Origin of the sequence: Lysobacter luteus (assembly GCF_907164845.1) — a bacterium.
GTDB lineage: Bacteria > Pseudomonadota > Gammaproteobacteria > Xanthomonadales > Xanthomonadaceae > Novilysobacter > Novilysobacter luteus.
The window spans coordinates 296,888-314,637 of record NZ_OU015430.1 but is presented as its reverse complement, the minus strand read 5'-3'; the positions used below and the strand labels follow the sequence as shown (position 1 = coordinate 314,637).

Genomic DNA, 17,750 nt, shown 5'->3' with positions numbered 1-17,750 from the left:
GGTTTAGGTCAGTGCGCATGCGACGCTCCCGACTTCTCGATATCGGCCTTGATCAGGTAGCTCTCCTCGACCACGACCTGATCGCCCTTCGTCAGCCCCGACAGGATTTCCACGCGTTGGCCGTCGCGTTGGCCAACCTCGACCGGTTGCGCCTGATACACCTCGCCAACGCGGACGAACACCACTTCCTCGCCGCCCATGGTCTGCAGCGCCGACAGCGGCACCATCAGTTCGACGGGTTGCTGTTCGACCGTGATCCGCGCCTTGACCGCCGAGCCGGGCCGCCAAAGGCCATCGGCGTTGTCGACCGTGGCCCGGGCCACCGTGCTCTGGCTGGCCGTCGCCATGCCCGGCAGCACGCGTTCGAGCACGGTTTCGACCGTCTTGCCGTCGCTCATGCGGGTGACTTCCACTGGCACACCCGGCTGGATGTGCTGGGCGTCGGCGCCGAAGATGTGCAGGTCGACCCACAGTTGCGACAGGTCGGCGATCTCGAACAGCGGCATGCCTTCGCCGGCGAGGCCGCCGACCGAAGCGCTACGCGCGGTGACCACGCCGGAAATCGGCGCCGCGACGCTGTAGTTGCTCAGGCTGAGGTTGCTCTCGATCGTCGCCAGTGTCTGTCCGGCGCCCACCTGGTCGCCGACATTGGCTTTCAGGGAGCGGATCGGGCCGGGAAAACGTGCGGTGGCCTCGGCGACCCGACCTTCGATCGGCGTCAGCAGGCCTTGGACCTCGTGCTCGTCGGCGATTACACCTGGCTGGGCTGGTTGCACCTTGATGCCGGATTTATCGGCGGTAGCCGCGGTGATGGCCGTGCGGCCTTCGTAGCTCGCATACTCCCAACGCAGCATTTCATCGCCAATGCTAGCCAGCACTTCGACCTCGAAGGAATGCGGCTCGGCGACGGTTTTGGCGGCGGCCAGACTGCCGTCTTCCTGCGGGGCGAGCGTGTAGCTCTCGGTCCTGCCGCCCAAGCGGGTGACCCGCACCTCGACCTTGCCACTCGATGCCGGCAGCGGCTCGCCGTCTTCATACAACCAGGCCTGGAACCGCGGCGGCGCGCCGTCCTCGGCCATCGCCAGTTCCACTGTGTAGCCGTCCTGCTGGAGCAATCGGCCGCCGTGCTCGCCGGTCGCGGCTTCCGCCTCGGCGTGTTCGCCGGATTCTTCCGCGGCATGCTCGCCGGCGGCCTCGTCGGCGTGGTCGTCGCCGCCGGACTCTCCGCCGCAGGCGGCCAATGACAGCGCCAGCGCCAGCGCGCTGATCAGGTGGATAGGCTTCACGGTGAAACTCCTTGTTCGGTGTTGGACCCGGCGCCGGCAACGAACGCCTGGCCGGTGAGTCGCTGGATTTCGATCAGGGCGCGCTGAGCATCCAGTGCGGCCTCCAGTTGTTGTTTGCGCGTGGCGGTGCGCTCGGCCTGCAAGGTCGCCCATTCCAAGTAGCTGGCCGCGCCGGCGCGGTAGGCCGCGCGCGTAGCGGCTTCGGCTTTGGTCAGCCGAGGCAGCACGTCGTTCTGCAGCCGATCGACCTCGACCTCGGCGACGCGGTAACGGCCGTGGGCCTCGGCGAGGGTCGAGTACAGCGAGAGGCCCTTGGCTTCACGCTCGATCTCCAGCCCGGCCAGTTCCGCCCGCGCGGCGCGAATGCCCGGCTGGGCCCGGCTCGCGCTGCCCAGCGGGATCGAGACGCTGCCGATCAGGCCGAAGTCGTCGCTCCCCTGGAATCGGCGCACGCCCACCTGCCAGTCCAGATCCGGCGTGGCCTCGCTGCGGGCCAGTTGCAGGCGCGCCTCGCGAATGCGCGCCTCGCCTACGAACTGCGCCAGCTCCGGCGTCCGCGCCAGCCAATCGGCGAGCACCGCAAAGTCGGCCACCTCGGGCAGCGCCAGCGGATCACCGCCGGCTACCTCGAACGTGGGGGCACGTTCGCCCCACAGCGCCGCGAGGTGCTGGCGTGCGGCCGTCTCGCGTTGCTGCGCCCGTGCCTGGTCGAGTTCGGCACGGGCCAATGCCGCCTGCGCGGTCAGTACCACCGATTCAGGCGAGGCGCCGGCTTGCAGCCGCTTGCGGGCTTCGGCGACGGTACGCTCGCGCTGCTCGATATCGAACCGCGCGATCACGGTTTGCTGCTGCGCGGCGACGATCGCCAGATACCGACGCGCCACCTCGGCCAGCAGGTCGAGTCGCTGGGCCTCGCGCTCGACGGCCAACGCATCGATCCGACTCTGCGCCAAGGTCCGTCGCGCATCCAGCTTGCCGCCGCGCTCCAGCACCGAAGCCAGGCTCAGGGTGATCTCGGCACCGTCCAGGCCGCTGGCCTCACCGGTGCCGAAGGCGTTCTCGATGCTGCCGCCGGCGACCAGTGCAGGCCGCAGCGAGGCGCGATCCAGTTCGGCTTCCAGCACATCGCGGCGTGTGCCGAACAGGCGCAGGTTGGGATGGGTGTTGGCAACGCGTTGAAACGCGTCGTCCAGGGTCAAAGGGTCGGCGGCGTGCGTGGGAAAGGCCACGACACACACGACGACGAGCACGGCCAAGGCCGCGAATCGCAAACGCATGGGGAATGCTCCGATTATTCGAGATGACAGGTGCCGGCGTCATGCCGGCGGCGCGGTCACGCGAAAATCGGAGGCTTGAAGGGCGAGCTCAGCCGCGGCTGTGGCGGCATCAGTGTCACCGCAGTAGCCAGGCTGGCATCCATCGGCATGGACGAGACCGGTTCGAGCACTTGCACCAGGGCTGCGGTCGCGCCGCAGCAGTGGGCGAAATGCAACAGCACATGCAGCGTCCTCGCCCCGTCCTCGTCTTGCTCGTCGCCCGCGTCCAGGCCCGCGTCCAGATCGTCGGCATGCTGGCCGTGAACATGCGAACCGGTCGGATCGTGCGCAAGCTCGTGGATCTCGCCGACGGCTGCCATTACCGGTTGCAGCACCAACCCCAGCGCAAAGAGCCCCAGCACGAGAACGCGCAGGAGCGGCAACCAGCGGCGGGGGCGCAAACGCATCATGGTCGCGCAGGGTACCTGTGGGACGCGGGGTTACACAATTTCACTGTATGCCGGTGTCGCTTCGATGGACTGTGTGCCGGGCTGCAGTGGACAACAATTTGGTGCCGCTCGCCTGCTCGTGAGCTCGTGAGCTCATGAGCTCGACGGAAGCAGTACCCGTCCTCCAAGTCCGAGCATCTCAAGTCATGACCGAGTCCAGTACAAAACGCATGCTCGCACCGCCCAACGAACGATTACGATTCCGCATCAACCATCAGCAACGCCAGAACCGCACCATGAGCAAGAAGAAGACAGATCTAGAAGCCAGCAAGTACCTCTATCCCGCCGACACCAATTATCCCCGGACTCATTTCCTCTACGAATACGAAGGCGAAAGGGCCGTGGACCCGGCCGTACTCGTCGAGAACGGCATCTTGCTTTGGCACGAACAAATCCACGCCAATGAGCTCGACGACGTCAGCCCGCTCTGGGCCTACGCCGAAGTGCTTCTTGAGAATCGAGATCAGACGCCGACCCACTCCTATCTGGAATGGCTTCGCCAGGAAGTCATCGTCAATACCCTAGCTCCGGATTCGTGGAACACGCTAGAGCCCTATCCCTACAAGGGTTTGCTGATCTCCGCCCTGTATCTCCAAGAGGCCCGGCGGCTGTGCCACAGCAACGACATGAGTCGCATATGGCACGTCGTAGCTCTTGCCTACTACAACCTTGGCCTGAGTACGACGCAATCCGCTTCACACATGTTCGCAACCTATGCCGCCAAGGAGAAGGCCGAGGACAGCGAGTACAAACGTGCCATCGTGTTGCAGGTCCTCAAGAGGCTTGAGGCCGACAAGTCGATTACCAGCGTCGCCGAAGCCAGGAGGGCGGTCATCAGGTTTATCCAAAGCTACAAGAGTTCGGAAGGAAAGCACGTGCTCTTATCGGAACTGGAAAAGCTCGACCGTCTAACACCAGACAACTCCAAGCACAACGACGATAACGACGCTATCGACCGGCTTGAGAGCACGCTCAAGTCATGGTCCAGTCCCAAAGGCCCCTACCCTGAAATGACCGAGGCTTTCGCTATGTTCGACCGAAAGAAGGGCTCGCCTGTTCCCCCCGGCCCTGCGAGAACCACCAGCGAAGCATTTGAGTTCGAGACGGCCGACTACCACACGCGCATTTTCAATCTTCTGGCCAATGGCGACGTGTTGAGCCTGCGTCTGGCCCACGATCAGGATCAATAGGGCAACCGCATACTCACTGCACCGCAGAGCGCAGCGCCTTTACGTCATTCATGCCGCACATGTCAAATGGTCTGCCGCTGACCTTTAGGTCGATCCCCCCCTTTTTTTTAGGCTTTGCCCGCACTGGGACGCACTACCGCGGCCTAGGCAACCAAAGGGAAAGTCTGAAATGCTCGCAACCAAGATCCATTCTGAAGTCGCACCTCGTCAGGTCTGGTCATCCGATCCGATCGTTGCTCCCATCTCCAAGCCCGGTAGCCAGTCGTCAGCCGCTTCTGACCTGGAGTTCCTCCAAGAGCTCGGCAACAGCAACGTCCTGGACCGCCTCAAGGACATCTTTCAGCTCGCTCGAATCAACGATCGTTCCAATGATCGCGCAATCCGCCTGCCTGATGTGCTGCACATCTTGAGCATCGGCAAGAGCAGCTGGTATCAGCGTCTGAACGCGCGCTCCCCTTCTTACGACCCGTTGGCACCCAAGCCGTTCAAGTTGGGCAACTCCGAGCGCTCGCCATCCGTCTGGTGGTACTCGGAAGTCATCGCCTACCTCGAAATCCGCGCCGCTGCGTCGCGTACCCGCTAACAGGACTCATACAACATGAAGATCAAGAACGAGATCACCAAGCCGAAAGATGAGCGCATGGCCAAGCTCCAGCGCCAAGTCGATCTAGCCCTCTCTATGAAAGCACCCAGCGTGGAGACCACCTTCTCCGCGACCTATGAGCTGATCGAGATTGCGCTCAACAAGGGACTTTCGCAAAAGGAGGTCATTGCCCTGGTGAATGAGACCTACGACCTGAAGCTGCATTCGGCCAGCTTTCGCACGCTGCTCAAGAACGAACGGGATGTCCGCTTGGCAGGGGGGAGTAGCGCGACGTGTCCGACGTGCGGCCACAGCTTGACGCCGTGCGCATCGCCTGACTCGAAAACTTTGGCAACCGAAAATACAACTGAAATTTCACCGAAGGAGGTCGCGTAATGAATCTTCATGACCACGAAAAATATCCAGTCGATTCGTTCACGCCTCGGCTCTTCGAAGCTGGCATGGACGTGCGGCAGGCCATCCAAGCCCCAGACGCATTGGTCGCGCTCGTTCTGCTTTCCGCCGCATCATCGGTGTGTCAGCGAAGTGTCGACGTGGTGCTTCCTGTCGCTGGCGGCCTCGTTCGACCAACGTCTCTTTTCACGATGTTCATCGGCGAATCTGGCGAGCGGCGTAGCGCCGTCGACGCGCTTATCTCCGCACCAATTTACGAACGTGACGAACACGCGACAAAAGCTCACGACGAAGCCGTGCGCGCCTACAGAACGCGGCGCGAGATCTGGTCCGCTGCTAAGCGACCGATCCTGAAGCGACTGAAGAAGACCATCGCGGACGGGCTTCCCATCGATCAACTGGAGCACGAACTGGAGGAACACAATGCCAAGGAACCCACTCGGCCGCGTCTGCGCCGCATGATTCGCCAAGACATGACTTCGACCGCGGTTTACGAAGCCCTGGCGGGCGACCGCGAGGGAATCTCATTCATCACGGACGAAGGCCAGATGATGTTTGACTCAGCGTCGATGCGGAATCTTGGTCTGTACAATAAGCTTTGGGATGGCCCGCGAACGCTCCCGCTGGACAGGGCAAACGACACGAATCTTTCCATCCACAACCCCAGGGTTTCCATCAACATCATGACTCACCCTGTGGTAGTTCACCGGTTCATTCAGAAGAGGGGTGATGTAGCACACGGTTCTGGCACGCTTGCTCGATTCTTGATTGCAATGCCGCCGTCCGAGAAGGGCAATCGCATGTTGCGCGATCTCAGTCCTACCTTGGCCGGACTCGAAAAGTTCCAGGAGCGCATGCGTGAATTGCTGAAGGAATACGATCAAATATCTGTGTCAGGCAAACCTGCGCTCGACCCGCTCAAGTTTGACGACAATGCGATCTCGCTTTGGCGTCGAGCAGCCGACGATGTCGAGTTAGAACTCCGCCCGGGGGGGATGTGTGAGGAGGTCGGCGATGTCGCCTCCAAGCTCATGGAGATGGCAAGCCGAATTGCAGCGATCATGCACTACTTCGAGGGTTACGACGGGGATATCACCGAAGACACGCTGCGCCGAGGCATTGACATTGCTAAGTGGCATCTCCACGAGTTTCATCGGGTGTTCGTTGCAAGCATTTCCTCCCCCGAAGAATTGGACGCCGATATGCTATTGCGCTATCTGCACAAGCGTTACTGGCGGTTCGGCGTGCATGAGGTCGACAGCAGGGAGGTATCGCACAATTGCGGCCTTCGTCCGAAGATCAGACTGGATTCAGCGGTCGATGTGCTTTGCCGACGCGGTGACATCTACGTCGTCTCCGATGAAAAAGACAAACGAAAGTACAAAATCAGTCACAGGCATGCATTTGCGCAAGCATCCTAGGGCCTTCCTTAGCCAGCCAGCCCATCGGGGCTGGCTGTATGCCATTCCTCGACAAAGGAACGTGATGTCACTCCGGCGGCCTGACCTGGGCGATCTCAGCCCACCCTTTATCGAAGGTATACGATTTGGCACTTCCTGCCGGGTTTTGGATTCGCAAAATGCGGCGATTATCGTGGGCCGTGGCGAACTCCACCACGTAAAGCCAATAAGCCTCGCGTTTCTGTAGCGCATGCTCGAACTGGGTATGAGACAGAGTTACGGGGCGATGGTCCAGTGAGCCCGTCATAGCTTTGACCTCGATCCAGCGTACCGGCTGATTTCCACCGTCCTTCTCCAACAGATCGAAGCCAGCGTTGCCGGTACTGGTCCGATGCAGATGCGGCTCCGCCTCCAAGATGTACTGAATGGCTACCGCTTCGATGTCCATGCGCTGTGTTTGGTCGAGGCCATCGGGGTCACTCTCTTCCAGGTCTGGGTGGGCGCCGACATAAGAAATGAAAGCCCGTCCGCCCAAGCTACCTGGAGGGCGTCTGCCACGCTCCCCGGTGCGTTGTCGGGAACCGCCATCGCTAGATGGCCCAACTTGCTTCCCGTCAGTGACGTCGCCCCTACCTTTCACAGATGGGCCGCTCCCGGCGTGTCCATCAAAAGGACGATCACCATCGCCACCTTCAGGGTCATACGTGCCTTCGGGACTGTCTGGCAGGTCATCGCCGTATAAGTCCTTGTTCTCGTCATAGACGGAACCTTCCGGAACTACGGCGGCGGCGTCCTCTGTACCAGCCGAAGCAGCTTCTGCTTGCGGCTCGGTCAACGTGATGTCGCGTTCCGATGGTTGCTCAATGCCGGACCTTGCGGTCAGCAAGGCCGCCAAGTCAGCTGCGGTCAGCTTGTGCTTTCGCAGCATATCGAGTGCCGCGGGGTCGATGTCAGCTTCTATTGCCAACTGGTCGAGGACATTTGGCTTGAAGATGATCTTGGATTGAAGGAACGGATTCTCCTTCCAGCCAAGGGCCTCAAACACGACAAGCTGTGGCCGAACCAGATCACCTTTGGCATCAGGCACCCAGGCTGCTTCATTGAGACTTCGAACGAAAGATGCGGGAAATGGAGGGGCAATTCTCTTGCCGTGATGCGTCCACGTGTAAGTTCCCTCAAAGACTCCGCGTCCACGACGCTCCTCCAGGTCACCAAGGCTTTCCCAGATTAAACGAGCACGGTCGACCCGATGCTCCACCGCTAGATTCGGCAGGTGCTCGATCAACTCTGCAAAACCTTGAAGCTCCCAGTCTTCGACGTAATCGTTCTGTCCGGAGGATTCCGGATATCCTGAAAGCACGCGAAGCGCCTTCAGCCGATCGCTCCACGAGTGCTCGTGGGTCGCCCGCTCTGGCCTCGGATACCGCACTGCCCCACACGCCTCCAACAGCTCGCGGGCATCTTCGCCGCGCAAGCAGCTGTAGCCGCTGTCCACAATGGAAATATCATCGACGCCGTCGAACAGTCGTGTCAGCCGATCAGTGGCGAGGTAGACCCGTCCAGGCCGTTCCAAATAGTCGCTGCCATCGCCCGTGGATACCGCCATGACAAAGTTGGACTTCTTGAGCTCATTGACCAGTGCGGAACGCTTGGACGCGGAGTCCGTGTTGAAAGCGGAAAGGATTCGTGCAACGTCATCCTCGTAGCTGGTGACATCAATTTCGCCGTCCACCTGATACTTGGGAAGGACCTTCCGGATGACCGCATCGACTGGATCAGGTGCGTGCAACCCGAGCGAGGCGAGGAACTCGTTAGCAGATTCGGATGTGCAAACTGATGGCCTCACCGTCGGGAATCCCGTTTCCTCGCCTGTAGGCAAGAAGGCATTCAGCTGACCGTCCTTCTTGGCTGTGACATGCGTCCCATCAGCCAATCGAACAATGGGCGTGTTCCCAAGAAGTGGCCTGATCGCACCCTGATCCTTCAAAAACTCATAAGCGCGTACGATCCATTCATCGGACTGCGATTCAAGGAACTCTGTGGTCAACATCGGAAAGATGTCGCGCGGATGAATTTCCTTGACCTCAAGTTCCTTGATGACGAACTGCCGAATGTCATTAGCGCGGTCTTGCGTGATGTCTCCGGTCAGCCAACGAGTACCCTCCACACCGTACAGCGACGAAAGCTGGTCTCCATCGAACAGCTCACGCAGTTCCGATGTGCGGCCCAGCTTGGATTCTTCGGCATGCGAGTAGCCACCCTCGCTGTTCGGCAAAAACGGATGTGCCTTGAACGCCGCCAGCGTTGCTTCGAAAAGAGGGGTGAGCATGCCGCCGTCTGGGAACTTGGCCCTATCCAGCGGCAGGCAGCGCAAGGAATTGATGTCTAGCCGCCCACTATCGCGTAGCCATGCCATGGCCTCGACAAGTAACGAGGCCGCTTCGGACATCAGGTGATGGTTCCAGGGTTCGTCGCTCCGGATGTTGTCGCGACTTGGCGTACTCTGAAATGGCCCCTGGAGATAGAACCCAAGATTGGTTCTATAAGCCGTGGGGAAGAACACGACTAGTGGCGACAACAGCAATGGCTGCACCGTCCAATTGTTCTGGTCGCCTTTTTCGGCAATAACCGAGAAGGCCAGTTCGACGCACCCCTTCCCCACGTCCCGGTGGAACACTAACCAGTCCTGATCAATATCTGGCGCGCCGGAGGCTTGGCCGATGACCTTGATCCGGCTGACGTTGGCGTCCAATACTTTCGGCTCATCCCGCAAATACAAGCCGGATGCGCCACCCTCAATGCTCCAGGACACCTCCCGGATATGGCGCAGGAACAGCAGGGAAGTCGCCCCCAGCGCCTTAAGGCCATCAGTAACGCGGGCCTTGAGTGCGGCCTTATCCGCCTTCAGCGGCAGGAAGATTTGGGTTTCCTCGGCATCACGCCGAGTCTTGTTAGCCCTTTTCGGGAAGACATAGCCTTCGATGACAAAGTCTTCGTCACCGGAATGGATCTCCGGCAGATCCGAAACCTTGTACACCGACTTGAAGCCCAGCCCGAAGCGCCCAATCGAGTTCTCGTCCTTGGTGCTCTCAGAAATGTCACAAACGCTCCGCACATCGTTTTCGGTGAACGGGTGGCCGCAATGAGATACCAGCAGCCGGTCATCGCTCAGTGTGAAACTGACCTGCCGGGAGCCTTTCCAATCCTCCCCTCGACGCTTGAGCGCATCCTCGGCGTTCTGGAGCAGCTCGTAGATGAAGTGAGTTTCATCGTCATAGAGACCGGCAGCCAGGTCGCCCGACTTCTTCGCCCCCTTCTTGCCATAGTCCTCGCGGTTCTGCCGGCAAATTTCTTCGTAATTCGACGCCACCGTAATCCCCCTGAGAGCGCATCGTCACTCTGATGTTCGTAAAGGTAGCTGAGCAACGGCGCTTCTCGCCATGACATGCGACCATGGAAGCCCGCCCGCCGGCCGGGGGTGCCGCCCTTCCCTCTACGGGATGGTGAGTTGAGTCGGCGAGGGCGCTGCTTCTGAAAGCTTTGACCGGGGGTTGTGATGTCGGCGGAAGAAGAGACGCTTCTTAGCAGGGCCAATGCCCAGCAGCGCGAGGCCATCCAGACTACGGAGGGCCCGGTGCTCATCATTGCTGGACCTGGCTCTGGCAAGTCCTACACGTTGGTCGAGCGCATCGTCTATCTCATCACCCGGAAAGGCGTGGCCCCGGAGTCTCTGCTGGTCGTCACCTTCACAGACAAAGCCGCGCGGGAGCTGACCACCCGTATTTCGAACCGCCTGACCGAGCTGGACATTCGCTTCAACTTGAACGACATGTACCTCGGTACCTTCCACTCCATCTGCCTGCGACTGCTGGAGGACCATCAGGAATACACCCGCCTGAAGCGCAGCTTCACTCTGTTCGACCAGTTCGATCAGCAGTACTTCCTCTACCAGCGCATCAAAGAGTTCCGTGCAATCCCAGACTCGAACTTGGTCATGGGTGACGGCGTTGGCCGTTGGCACCAATCCGAGAACCTGTTGCACTGGCTCAACAAGGTCAGTGAGGAGGCTTTGGATGCGGACACTCTGGCGCAGGCACCGGAGATCGAGGTCAAGGCCTTGGGGCTGATTTTCCGCCGCTACCAGGAGCTTCTGGCCGAGCACAACGCACTCGACTTTTCCGGCATCCAGTTTGAGGCTCTGCAACTACTTGAAAGGCACCCGCGGGTGCTGGAGGCCGTACAGGCCAACCTCTCCTATTTGATGGTGGACGAGTACCAGGACACGAACACCATTCAGGAACGGCTGTTGCTGCTTCTGGCCGGAGAGAGCAAGAACCTGTGTGTGGTGGGCGACGACGACCAAGGCCTGTACCGCTTCCGCGGCGCGACCATCCGAAACATTTTGGAGTTCCCGAAGCTCTTCGCCGACGGCTGTTGCAAGCAGGTCAGACTCTCCGTCAACTACCGCTCTCACCCGGACATCATCCGCTTCTACAACGAGTGGATGCGGGAGCAGACGTGGGACGACGGCGAACGCAAGTTCCGCTTCGACAAGAAGATACTGGCGCGCGAGGCGCAATTTCCCGAAGTGCCTGCCGTTCTGAAGCTCAAGGCAGCCGACCCCGCCGGACAGAGCGCCAACTGGAACGCCGAGGTGCTGGCGTTCCTCACCACACTGAAGGACTCGGGCAAAGTGACCGACTGGAACCAGGTCGCCTTCCTGTACCAGTCAGTGAAGAGTACCCGCGCCCAAGACCTGGCCCGCTTCCTTGAAGAGGCCGGGGTGCCCGTTTACTCGCCGCGCTCCAACATGTTCTTTGAACGCGAAGAAGTCCGGTTGATGATCGGGGGGATGATCTTCTTGTTCCCGCAGTTTTCCAAGGTCCGTGTGTGGGCCGACGGCGCGACGATGCCGATTTGGGACTACTACGACCAGCAGTGTTTCAAGCCGTTCGCCGACGAGCTGCGCAAACCCGAGAACAAGTCCCTACTAGAGTGGGCACGGCCGCTGGCCAAGCGCCACGTCGTGCTGACGCAGACCACTGACTACGCCTTCTCTAGTCTGTTCTACCAGCTACTTCAGTTTCCACTTTTCTCGCGCTATCTGAGCGAAGAGTCGATCCGAGGTGTGGACAAGGGACGTGCGGCTCGCAACCTAGCCACCTTTTCCAGCCTGCTCACCAAATTCGAGTACCTGCACTACGTCAGCGTACTGAGCCCCGAATGGCTCGAAAGGAACCTGCGTGACCTGCTCAACCACTACCTCCGCTTCCTCAAGGACGGTGGCATTGGCGAGTACGAGGACTTGTCTGACTACGCGCCCAAGGGCTGCGTCTCGTTTCTGACCATCCACCAGTCAAAGGGACTGGAGTTCCCCGTTGTGGTGTGCGGGTCGATGGAGGCGGGTCCACGTAAGCAACACCGGGACATGGACGTGCTGCTGGAGGAAGGCGGATATCTTTCCAAGACCACCTTCGAGCCGTTGGAGCAAATCAAGATCTTTGACTTTTGGCGACTGTTCTACACCGCCTTCTCGCGGGCACAAAACCTGCTATTGCTCGCCGCACACCAGCGTATGGGCAAAGGTCAGCGTCGCTCGCCCTCCAAGCATTTCGAGCGCATGTTTGACGAGCTGCCACGGTGGCGTGACGTGGATCTTGGCGCGCTCGACTACGAGCCCGTGAAGGAGATCAACCTCAAGCGCGAGTATTCGTTCACCTCGCACATCACCGTGTTTGAGAACTGCGCCGAGCAGTACCGGTTCTTCAAGGACCTGAACTTTGCGCCCATCCGCGAGAGCCAGATCCTGTTCGGTACGTTGGTGCACCAGACGATCGAGGACATTCACAAGACAGTGTTGCGGGGCGAGGAAAGCACTCTGGACGGAGACAGGATTGCCGGGTGGTTCTCTGCCAACTACGCCACGCTGTCCAAGAAGGAGCGCGTATACCTGGCCACCAGCTCCCAGCAAGCGGCGCTGAACCACGTCCTGCGCTATTACGAGCGCGAGAAGGCCCATTGGGACAGGATCAGGGAGGCCGAGGTCGAGATTTCGCTGGTCAAGGACGACTACATCCTCAAGGGCAACGTCGACTTGATCCGGGGCGAGAACGACACGGTCGAAATCATCGACTTCAAGTCGGAAAAAAAGCCCGACCTGGAGAAGGACCAGGAACGGCTGAACCAGTATCGGCACCAGTTGGAGGTGTACGCCCATCTGGTCGAAGAGCGCACCGGGCAGCGGGTCAGCCGGATGCACCTGTATTACACCGGGGAGGAAGGCGGCAATCCTTACGTCTCGTTCCCAAAGGACGACCGTGCCATCGGCAAGACGATTGCGCGGTTTGATGACATCGTGGCTCGAATTGAGCGGCAGGACTATCAGATGGTGGCGCGACCGACCAAGCTGTGTGTCGAGTGCGACATGCGAGCCTACTGCGACAACAAGAATTGGAAATTCAGGAAGACTGGAACATGAGCAAGACGACAACACCGGCGCAGGACAACCTGCAACTGGCCACGCCCGATGGCGGCACCACCACTGTCGACAAGTACGAGTTCGAGCCGATCAAGGGCTATCCGATGCTGAACTGGCGCGGCAAGCGTCCGTTCACGGCGACGCAGTTCTATCCGGCGCAGTTAAAGGAAGTTCACGGCGAGGAGGTGGACGGTTGGCGCAACAAGGTTTTCTGGGGCGACAACCTTCAGGTGATGAGCCATCTACTGAAGCAGTTTCGCGGGAAGGTCGATCTGATCTATATCGACCCACCGTTTGACTCGAAGGCGGACTACAAGCGTCGAATCACACGCAAAGGGAAAGAGGCGGAGTCCAATCAGACCAATTTCGAGGAGAAGCAATATACCGACATCTGGAACAACGATGAGTACCTTCAGTTCATATTTGAACGGCTCATCATGGCGCGCGAACTCCTGTCGGAGAAAGGCAGTATTTACTTACATTGCGACTGGCATAAAAGTCACCACCTGCGCCTACTATTGGACGAAGTGTTCGGCTCGGACTGCTTTTCCAATGAAATTATTTGGCTTGCTGAAGGTGGCGGCACTTCTGGCCTGCGCTTCTCAAGGAAGCACCAGACCATCTTCTATTACACCAAGTCCAAGAAAGAAAGCGATCGAATCTTCAACGCCGACAGCGTTCGCGTGCCCTACAAAACGGAAAACATAAAGTCCCAGACTTACAACTTCGAGAAGAATGCAAAGAAACGCCCTGGCTTCAAGGATGGCTATACCTGGACACCTAACGAAGCCGGAAAGATCCCAACTGACGTCTGGATGGATTGCTTTCTGGCTGAGGGCGAAGGAATACCGCTTGACGTGTGGGCAGACATAAAAGGCCTTTATGGGCCTTCTGGAGAAATCGTAGGCTATCCAACCCAAAAACCCGTCGCTTTGCTTGAGCGAATAATTAAAGCCTCATCGAATGAGGATGACCTCGTGTTCGACTTTTTCATGGGCTCGGGAACGACCCTTGTGGCAGCCCAGAACCTTGGTCGGAGATACATCGGTGCTGACATCAACCTAGGTGCCATCCAGACAACCACCAAGCGTCTGATCGGAGTAGCGGAACGGCTACGACAACGGACGCTTGGCGACGAGGATAAGCGTCACACCGGCTTTGAGATTTACAACGTCAATCACTACGACGTGTTCCGCAATCCCTTGGAAGCCAAGGAGCTGCTGATCGAGGCACTGGAAATCCAGAAGCTCGAATTCAGCACCGTATTCGACGGCGAGAAGGACGGCCGCATGGTCAAGATCATGCCGGTCAACCGTATCGCCACCCGCGCCGACCTCAATGAACTGATTGCCGGCTTCGACTACAAAGCATGGGACCGCCGAAAGTCCGAAGCGCCGACGCGCCCGGTGGAAAAGGTCACGCTTGTCTGTATGGGGCACGAGCCCGACTTGGCTGCTCACTTGGTATTCGAGGCGAAACCCTACCTGATTGAGGTGCAGGTCGTGGACATCCTGCGCGACAAGTCCAACCTAGAGTTCAAGCGCGATTCCGAAGCCAAGGTCGTCATCAAGAACGGCGAGCTGCTCGTCGAGCGCTTCTATCCGATGAACCTGCTGCAGAAGCTGTCCTTGCAGAAGGAAGCTGCTAGCGATTGGCGCGAGTTGGTCGAGAGCGTACTGATCGACTGGAACTACGATGGCGCGGTACTGCAGCCTGCCGAAGTGGATATCCCTGGCAAGAACGAGCTTGTCTCCGGCAAGTACAAGGTGCCGGCCGACGCGGGGACCATCCGCGTGAAGATCACCGACCTGCTGTCGGAATCGTGGGAAGGAAGCATCGACAATGGCTAAGGGCGCTCACACGGCTGCCAAGAAGGGCACTTCAAGCGTGGCCGCCTCACTCGATTTCGCCTTCTTCCGCTTCCTGTGGCAGTTCTACCAAGCCAACGACGGCAACATCCGCAAGAGCTACCGCGAGCTGACCCGCAAGTTCCTAGACTTCAACGACCCGGCAAAGAACCCCAAGGCGTTCCTGCGCCAACCGCAGTTCGAAGCACTAGAAACGTACGTGTTCCTGAAGGAGTTCCTGGGTAACGCCAAGGTCGAGGAGATCTTCAAGGCATGGTACGAGCGTAGCGGCAAGTTCGAAGGCCGTCAGTTCGGCTCGTTCCGCGGTACCGCCGGGCAGGAGATGTTCCAATTCGGTGACAGCGACGAGTTGGAGTTGACCTCGTACAAGTCGTTGTTCGACCGGATGCGCAAAAACAGCCGGGTGTACCCCAACTACATCTTCGCGCTGACGATGGGCACGGGCAAAACCATCCTGATGGCGACGTGCATCTTTTACGAGTTCCTGCTTGCAAACAAGTTCCCGAAGGACCCCCACTTCTGCCACAACGCTCTAGTGTTCGCGCCCGACAAGACGGTGCTGCAATCACTGAAGGAAATCGAAGGGTTTGACCTGTCCGGGGTCGTGCCGCCGGAATACGTTTCATGGATGACCGCAAACCTGCATTTCCACTACCTGGAAGAAGCCGGAACGTCGCTGGATACGATGGACAAGTCCAAGTTCAACATCATCGTCTCCAATACCCAGAAAATCATCCTGAAGCGTCGGCATAAGGACAAGAACGCCACCGACAAGCTCTTCGGAGCCACGGCGCAAGTCCTTACCCCCTCGACCGTGTACGACGAGAACGCCGACTTGTACGGCTTCGACCAGCCTGAGGACGAGGGTGACCTGACCACCAATCAGCGCTTCGAGAAGCTACGCCGGCTGGAACAGATTGGCATCTACGTGGACGAAGCTCACCACGCCTTCGGCAAAAATCTGGCCAAGGACATGGGCGTGGGCCAGAAGGCAACCGACACCAGCCTACGCACCACGATCGATGAACTGGCGAAGAGCCTGAAGAACACTGGTACACACGTCGTAGCCTGCTTCAACTACACCGGCACACCCTACGTCGGCCGTGAGGTCCTGCCGGAAGTCGTGTATGCGTACGGACTGAAGGAAGCGATCCACAAGGGCTTCCTCAAGCAGGTTGAGCTCCATGGCTACACCAATAGTCGCACCGAGGAGTTCGTGGATATCGCCATCGAGGAGTTCCTGGGGCAGACCACCGACCTGAGACCGGAAGGCATGCTTCCGAAGATCGCGTTCTTTGCCGCCACGGTGGAAGAACTGATGGGCGAACTGAAGCCCGCCGTAGAAGCGGCCCTCGTCAAGCACGGAATTCCCACATCCCGCATTCTCGTCAACGTGGGCGACAGCAAGATCACCTCCAACGACGACATCCGCGAGTTCAACCGGCTCGATACCGAAGGCTCTGAGAAGCAGTACATTCTGCTGGTAAACAAGGGACGAGAGGGCTGGAACTGTCGCTCGTTGTTCGGCGTAGGCCTGTTCCGTCAGCCGAAATCGCGGGTGTTTGTGCTTCAGGCAACCATGCGGTGCCTCCGCTCCATTGGCCAAGCCCAATACACCGGCCACGTATTCCTTTCCGACGACAACCTTGAAATCCTCAATGAGGAATTGCAGCAGAACTTTCGCATCAGTACGGAGGAGCTACAGAAGAAGGACGACAGCAAAGTACGTGTCGAAGTTAAGGTCGTCCCGCCTCCCGTGAAGATCAAGCTAGTTCGGGTGCGAAAGCAGTTCCTCATCAAGGAGAAGACGCTGAAGCCGGGCATCGCGCTTGGGCTGGACCGAACAAATACGTTGGCCTGGAAAGAGCTGACCGACAAATATCGCCTGCTTGCCAGCAAACAGGAAGGCCTGAGCCTGGATGACGCTGCACAGTCCGGCAAAATGGATGTGCGTGACTTGACTCACCGACGGCAAAAGCGCGAGTTCTCGCGCCTGACACTGGTCGCGGAAGTTGCACGCTACCTCAATCGTAGTCCGCTGGAAGTCGAAGGCATTCTGGACTCTACCAAGGAAGGATCGGATGAGCTGGCGGCCATCGCCAACGAGTTCAACGAGTTGTTGTACGACGAGATCATCCCCCGCTTATTCCGCCTGTTGTATGAACTCGACCCGTCCGAAGAGAAGGAAGAGCACGAGGTTGAGCTCATCAAGATCCCCGACAAGGGCTACTACGAGATCAGCGCGGCAAAGGACAAGATCATCAAGCACGACGACGCATCGCTGTCCGTTGAGACGCGAACCAAGAGTTTCCATCTGGACACTTACTGCTTCGACTCGGGGTCGGAGCGCCAGTTGTTCTGGGATCTGCTCGGGGAGAAGAAGGTGAAGAAGCTCTACTTCACCGGCATGCTGACGCATGGGCAATCCGACTTCTTCATCCAGTACATCGACCCAGAGTCCCACACTGTCCGAAGCTACTACCCAGACTTCGTGTTCCAGCGAGTGGAAGAGGACGGGTCGCTCAAATACGTCATCGTCGAAGTGAAGGCCGACAATCAGATCGATGACGCTGTCGTGCAGGCCAAGAAGGAGTTCGCTAGCCAGATGGCGGTCGCCAGTGGCATGGAGTACCACATCCTACCGTCGTCGCAGGCTGATGGTCGGAAGTACAGCGCCCTGCTTTAGCCCGTTCTCGACAGCTACATTGTTGTAGTGCGCACATAGCTAACAGGGTCGTACGTATTTCTATACATAGGAAAGGTAAC

11 protein-coding genes are annotated in these 17,750 nt (G+C 59.0%); 7 read left to right on the top strand and 4 right to left on the bottom strand.

Annotation, left to right across the window (positions count from 1 at the left end; all coding sequences use genetic code 11):
* Positions 1–8: 8 nt before the first annotated feature.
* From KOD61_RS01445 to KOD61_RS01435, 3 genes are read right to left on the bottom strand one after another with little or no spacing between them, the layout of a single operon-like run.
* On the bottom strand, positions 9–1,286 hold the full coding sequence (locus KOD61_RS01445) for an efflux RND transporter periplasmic adaptor subunit (RefSeq protein ID WP_407074553.1): 1,278 nt from the start codon (positions 1,284–1,286) through the stop codon (positions 9–11).
* Positions 1,283–2,563 carry a TolC family protein gene (locus KOD61_RS01440; protein WP_251370618.1) on the bottom strand — a complete coding sequence of 427 codons (1,281 nt, stop codon included), beginning with the start codon at positions 2,561–2,563 and terminating at the stop codon, positions 1,283–1,285. Before KOD61_RS01440 ends, KOD61_RS01445 begins: the two co-directional genes overlap by 4 nt.
* A gap of 56 nt (positions 2,564–2,619) precedes the next feature.
* Positions 2,620–3,012, bottom strand: coding sequence for a hypothetical protein (locus KOD61_RS01435; protein WP_215219315.1), 393 nt, complete (start codon positions 3,010–3,012; stop codon positions 2,620–2,622).
* Positions 3,013–3,197: 185 nt separating this feature from the next.
* Between KOD61_RS01435 and KOD61_RS01430 the strand changes: the two genes are divergently transcribed.
* The 4 genes from KOD61_RS01430 (at position 3,198) to KOD61_RS01415 (ending at position 6,659) form a co-directional block, all read left to right on the top strand.
* Complete coding sequence (locus KOD61_RS01430; RefSeq protein WP_215219314.1) at positions 3,198–4,241, top strand: hypothetical protein; 1,044 nt, start codon at positions 3,198–3,200, stop codon at positions 4,239–4,241.
* Between the two features lie 169 nt (positions 4,242–4,410).
* A complete protein-coding gene (locus KOD61_RS01425) occupies positions 4,411–4,824 on the top strand; it encodes a helix-turn-helix transcriptional regulator (RefSeq protein ID WP_215219313.1) in 414 nt (137 codons plus the stop codon).
* 15 nt (positions 4,825–4,839) lie between these two features.
* Positions 4,840–5,220, top strand: coding sequence for a hypothetical protein (locus KOD61_RS01420; RefSeq protein WP_215219312.1), 381 nt, complete (start codon positions 4,840–4,842; stop codon positions 5,218–5,220).
* Entirely contained in the window at positions 5,220–6,659 is a 1,440-nt protein-coding gene (locus KOD61_RS01415) for a YfjI family protein (RefSeq protein WP_215219311.1), read from the top strand. Before KOD61_RS01420 ends, KOD61_RS01415 begins: the two co-directional genes overlap by 1 nt.
* 67 nt (positions 6,660–6,726) lie before the next feature.
* Here the strand turns inward: KOD61_RS01415 and KOD61_RS01410 are convergent, their stop codons facing one another.
* The gene (locus KOD61_RS01410) at positions 6,727–10,008 is read right to left on the bottom strand and encodes a DUF3883 domain-containing protein (protein WP_215219310.1); all 3,282 of its coding nucleotides are present in this window, start codon (positions 10,006–10,008) and stop codon (positions 6,727–6,729) included.
* A 186-nt stretch (positions 10,009–10,194) separates the two neighbouring features.
* Between KOD61_RS01410 and KOD61_RS01405 the strand changes: the two genes are divergently transcribed.
* From KOD61_RS01405 to KOD61_RS01395, 3 genes are read left to right on the top strand one after another with little or no spacing between them, the layout of a single operon-like run.
* The gene (locus KOD61_RS01405) at positions 10,195–13,116 is read left to right on the top strand and encodes an ATP-dependent helicase (protein ID WP_215219309.1); all 2,922 of its coding nucleotides are present in this window, start codon (positions 10,195–10,197) and stop codon (positions 13,114–13,116) included.
* Positions 13,113–14,966: a site-specific DNA-methyltransferase gene (locus KOD61_RS01400; RefSeq protein ID WP_215219308.1), complete on the top strand. Its 1,854-nt coding sequence runs from the start codon at positions 13,113–13,115 to the stop codon at positions 14,964–14,966. Before KOD61_RS01405 ends, KOD61_RS01400 begins: the two co-directional genes overlap by 4 nt.
* Positions 14,959–17,670, top strand: a complete 2,712-nt coding sequence (locus KOD61_RS01395) for a TnsA endonuclease N-terminal domain-containing protein (protein WP_215219307.1) — start codon at positions 14,959–14,961, stop codon at positions 17,668–17,670. Before KOD61_RS01400 ends, KOD61_RS01395 begins: the two co-directional genes overlap by 8 nt.
* Positions 17,671–17,750: the final 80 nt, after the last annotated feature.

Coding starts and splice junctions, on each gene's coding strand:
- KOD61_RS01440 (WP_251370618.1), bottom strand. CDS start 2,563: ATGCGTTTGCGATTCGCGGCCTTGGCCGTGCTCGTCGTCGTGTGTGTC.
- KOD61_RS01435 (WP_215219315.1), bottom strand. CDS start 3,012: ATGATGCGTTTGCGCCCCCGCCGCTGGTTGCCGCTCCTGCGCGTTCTC.
- KOD61_RS01430 (WP_215219314.1), top strand. CDS start 3,198: ATGACCGAGTCCAGTACAAAACGCATGCTCGCACCGCCCAACGAACGA.
- KOD61_RS01425 (WP_215219313.1), top strand. CDS start 4,411: ATGCTCGCAACCAAGATCCATTCTGAAGTCGCACCTCGTCAGGTCTGG.
- KOD61_RS01420 (WP_215219312.1), top strand. CDS start 4,840: ATGAAGATCAAGAACGAGATCACCAAGCCGAAAGATGAGCGCATGGCC.
- KOD61_RS01415 (WP_215219311.1), top strand. CDS start 5,220: ATGAATCTTCATGACCACGAAAAATATCCAGTCGATTCGTTCACGCCT.
- KOD61_RS01405 (WP_215219309.1), top strand. CDS start 10,195: ATGTCGGCGGAAGAAGAGACGCTTCTTAGCAGGGCCAATGCCCAGCAG.
- KOD61_RS01400 (WP_215219308.1), top strand. CDS start 13,113: ATGAGCAAGACGACAACACCGGCGCAGGACAACCTGCAACTGGCCACG.
- KOD61_RS01395 (WP_215219307.1), top strand. CDS start 14,959: ATGGCTAAGGGCGCTCACACGGCTGCCAAGAAGGGCACTTCAAGCGTG.